Source organism: Paenibacillus macquariensis, assembly GCF_900156375.1.
GTDB lineage: Bacteria > Bacillota > Bacilli > Paenibacillales > Paenibacillaceae > Paenibacillus_AQ > Paenibacillus_AQ macquariensis.
Genome location: NZ_FTNK01000062.1, coordinates 1 through 3,442, shown reverse-complemented (window position 1 = coordinate 3,442; position 3,442 = coordinate 1). Strand labels below are relative to the sequence as shown.

The following is a 3,442-nucleotide window of genomic DNA, read 5'->3' as shown; positions in this document are numbered from 1 at the left end:
CGCTGCTGCCTATCACCAATATTGTTTTTCCGGTTCCTTTTACGCAATAGTTTAATTTAAATCCATCACTGATTACAGTTTTATAATTGTTCATTTAAATCGTCCCCTTATTTTTCTTTAGGAAGAGCGACTGCATTAAGTAGAAGCTCTTCTTTTAGATCACGTCCTTTCTTTTGTCTGATTCCCTTACATTTTCCATGGAACGTTCCAACATCATTTCCTATCACCTCAAAAAATTAATTAGGATTTGAGCAATCCTCACAAAGATTTTATCATATTTTTTAATCTAAGCCGAGTTTTGATAATGCCAATCCCTATTTTTCAAACGCTAGTGTAAATACTTGTGAGCGAGGAATTGAACTATCGTATCCCGTTTAGTTAAAACAACGGTGTAAGTGTAAAATCCACCGCAAATCCCTTTTATTCTAAACGCTTAATAATCCTGTGCTATCGATAGCAACATGAGATCCGGCGATAATCCCTTCTTGCTGGCAAATCGAATCAAGAAATCAGCAAAAACGCGGCTTTGTGTAGCAATAGAAGGAGCTTTACGATCCAAGCGCAACCCACATTGATAACGAAACCCAAGGTCTAACTTAAGCCAATGATGAAGCCTGGTAAATGTGCTTAGATTCTCAAGCGGAGGAACCACCAAGAATGGCAGCTCTCGTGGATCTCCGGCTTAAGGAATGAGGGAAAAGCAATAAAATCCCCCTTTTTTATTGATCTTGCCCACGATTGTAGGCTGTTTGTCTCTCTTGAATGTATATTCATTCATTTTAACGGTGACTTTGTATCCGGCCAAATTGATATTGAATATTGATTTGACCGTGCTACTTGCTGCCGAAATTGCTTGTTTCTGTGTGTATTTAGGTTTAGCAAAGGACTTAGCAAAATCATTGTCGCTTGTCCAATCGATATTTATCGTATCGACTTCCAACACCTGATTCGTTATCCCATCTATCTTGACGTAATGATGTTCGTAACGATCGGCAAAATACCAGAAGTAGCTTCCGTCGATTTCATTTCTTACCCGTGTCATGAGCGCAATATTTATTTTACCTTCGCTACTTAATTGGTTAATTGCATTAGCGGCTTTATTTAACAATTTTTTATCTATTTGTGTCGAGGAATAGCTTTGGCTAGCGCTAATTTTATTTTCTTTATCGAGGTCAATTGTTAGCGATTGATCTTTACCCCAGAATACCCAGTAATTTCTCGGCTCATTATCTTGATAAGGCGATTTCACTCTCCATAATGCATCGAACGTTAATGGGTTCTTCTTATCATCGAATTTCGCGATGAATGCATTCACCTTCTTAAGAACAGCTGGCTCCAATACAAGATCCTTATCTTGAATATGATAAAAGATGGTTGCTCCATCAACCCGTTGTTTTTTCTTGTCGTAATAAACGCTGAACTTTGCAGCAGGCTGGGACAGTTCTCCATCTATTTGAATACCATCATATTTATTCATCGACACTGTAAAATCTGACTTCATCTCATTGGCTTTTGCAATATCCTCAAGAGCTGCTTTTACCTTTTTCAATACAGTTGAATCAAGTTGGGGTTTAACCGTACTGTCTGTGGCTTCTGTCCGTGGTTCTGCCTGTGCAGGTCCACTTAATAAACTGAATGTCAATAAGGCTGCCATAATGGTCAATAGAGCCATTCTTCTTTTCAATATATACCCTTCTTTCAATGGTTTTGTTATAGCTTTATTATGAATATCAAAATAACCGAAATTTGAGACTTGAACGTAAAAATGCAAGTAACCCTATTCACTTAAAGTTGATGAATCGTCATTTATAATAGTCAAACGAACGTTCGCAATGGGTGTTACCCAATGAATTATTCTTGGTTACAACAGAAGCTGAGACGGGTCTAACATACGAATTGATTTTATTCGATAAAAAATGTAATTCGTCACTGGTCTAAGGTTCTTTTAGTATGAAACTTTATAATTTTAAAAAGTAGCGTATATTTTATGATTGATTCCATGATATATAAACCGTAGGTTTAGGTTCTTTATTATATGAAACTTTAGCACCCAAAGATTCACTTATAAATCTTAGATTAACTAACATATGATTATCTTCTAAAAAAGGGGCTTGTATTAGCCTATATTCTTTATCATTTAAATAAGCAACCTGACTCTCTAACATCAGTACTATCTTTGTCGTATCTTTCACAGCTGTTACAGTTTGTGTGTTGGAATCCCAATCTACAGTAGCACCATAAGTTTCAAAAAGTTCCCTGAATGGAACCATTGTATTCCCATTAAACGACAAAGCTCCTGGAGAAAATTATACAACTTCACCATTCAATACAACTTCTACTGCATTGGCAGATTGGCTTTCTGCCATTACCAAAGTTGGGAATAACAATATAAGGCATAAAAAAATGCTAATAGTTTTGTTCTTCATAATACACTACCTTCCAGTTTTATTTAGTTATTAACTTATTTTTTTACTTAGCTACATATGATTTACCTCCTGAATTGCAAAATCCGTGATTAACTATTCGATTACCCTGCCCGCTAGCTTAACTTGCCACTTTATTTTTTTGTTTTTCCTCTATCTATATATATTGACGTCAGCATATGCTAAAAGTTCCATCTTTTAACAATTATTCACATTGTCTTTATTACGCTATTCTGCCCGTTAGCTTAATAAAAAAGAGCAGGCTACATAGCTTCTGCTCATCATTGTGTGTTATTCAACTATCGTTACCCGTTAGTTTAACGGTCTAGTTGCCCTGATTGTTTGATTCTGTTGATCCAATTCATATATTGCTTCATTTACAACACTTTGAGTTAAATTTTTTACAACTATTAGGTTTTCGAAAAACAAAACACAACCATCCATATTCCGTTCAATATTATCAATAAGACCTGCTTTAGTGCATATCCAACACCATCGCTTTTCGCCGGAATTGAACGTAATCGTGATCTCTATTTGTTCCAAAGAGTTCTCGCTGTCATCCTGAATTGTATCATCAAATTTCCAGCTCTCAACTACCGGTACACTGCAGCTAGGATCATCGAAATAATACTTACGAAACCACCTAGTTCGGTTATTATCCCCTCTAATTTTCACTTGTTCTTTTTCAGTTCCTCGTCCAGCACCTCGTATATTTTACCGCGAGTTAAAGCTTCCTTATAGGAACCAACATTAATACAAACTAGCAGCTTGGATAACATTTTCGGTCACCTTTCCGAAACATAATTCAACCTTACAGATAACTCGATATTAACACATGTTGGAAGTATACTGCCCGTTAGTTCAATGAAAAAAGCAGGCTACCGTAGCTCCTGCTCATCAATGTGTATTATTGAACTATCGTTACCCGTTAGTTGAACAACCGCTGCCAGTAATTTACTGACAGCCATTTTATTTACTAAGGGGATTCTTTAATTAAGTTGTAGAAAACGTATGATTTC

At 36.1% G+C, this 3,442-nt stretch carries 3 protein-coding genes; all 3 read right to left on the bottom strand.

The genetic code is table 11. From position 1 onward, the window contains the following. Positions 1 to 433 precede the first annotated feature (433 nt). Positions 434 to 559, bottom strand: a complete 126-nt coding sequence (locus BW961_RS31820) for a hypothetical protein (protein ID WP_326113017.1) — start codon at positions 557 to 559, stop codon at positions 434 to 436. Positions 560 to 682: 123 nt separating this feature from the next. After that, positions 683 to 1,684 carry a hypothetical protein gene (locus BW961_RS29285; protein WP_139331803.1) on the bottom strand — a complete coding sequence of 334 codons (1,002 nt, stop codon included), beginning with the start codon at positions 1,682 to 1,684 and terminating at the stop codon, positions 683 to 685. Positions 1,685 to 1,985: 301 nt separating this feature from the next. Further along, the gene (locus tag BW961_RS29280) at positions 1,986 to 2,291 is read right to left on the bottom strand and encodes a copper amine oxidase N-terminal domain-containing protein (RefSeq protein ID WP_076577135.1); all 306 of its coding nucleotides are present in this window, start codon (positions 2,289 to 2,291) and stop codon (positions 1,986 to 1,988) included. Positions 2,292 to 3,442 lie beyond the last annotated feature (1,151 nt).